The organism is Alcaligenes sp. EGD-AK7, from assembly GCF_000465875.3.
GTDB classification, from domain to species: Bacteria; Pseudomonadota; Gammaproteobacteria; order Burkholderiales; family Burkholderiaceae_B; genus Alcaligenes; species Alcaligenes phenolicus.
This window is the reverse complement of the sequence record NZ_AVOG02000046.1, coordinates 1-609: the sequence shown is the minus strand read 5'-3', so window position 1 is coordinate 609 and position 609 is coordinate 1. Positions and strand designations below refer to the sequence as shown.

At 67.2% G+C, this 609-nt stretch carries 1 protein-coding gene; it reads left to right on the top strand.

Annotated elements, in window-relative coordinates:
* Positions 1–44: 44 nt before the first annotated feature.
* On the top strand, positions 45–609 hold a 565-nt coding region (locus N879_RS15670), incomplete at its 3' end, for a LysR family transcriptional regulator (RefSeq protein ID WP_022983413.1).

Genomic DNA, 609 nt, shown 5'->3' with positions numbered 1-609 from the left:
CGTGTGACTTCCCGTTCGTCGCCATCGTATCGAGGAGCTTCGGATTGAATCTGGAAACCAAGTGGCTGGAAGACTTCGTCGCCCTCGCGGCAACCCGCAGCTTCTCCCAGGCGGCGCAGCGCCGCTTCGTCACCCAACCGGCGTTCAGTCGGCGCATCCGTTCGCTGGAAGAGGCCCTGGGCCTGCAACTGATCAACCGTTCGCGCACGCCCATCGAACTGACCGAGGCCGGCCAGCTGTTTCTGGTCAGTGCGCGCAACATGGTCGAGCAGCTCGGCGAGGTGGTGCGTCACCTGCACCATGTCGATGGCCAGCAGGGCGAGGTACTGCAGATTTCCGCGGCGCACTCGCTGGCGCTGGGCTTCTTCCCGGCGTGGATCGCCGGGCTGCGCCACGAGGGCCTGAACCTGGCCACCCGGCTCATCGCCACCAACGTCGGCGAGGCGGTGCATGTGCTGCGCGAGGGAGGTTGCGACCTGATCCTGGCCTACTACGATCCGGATGCCGCGCTGCAGCTCGACCCGGAACTGTTTCCCTCGCTGCACCTGGGGCGCACCGAGATGCTGCCGGTCTGCGCGGGGGGGCCGGACGGCACGCCACCGTATGACG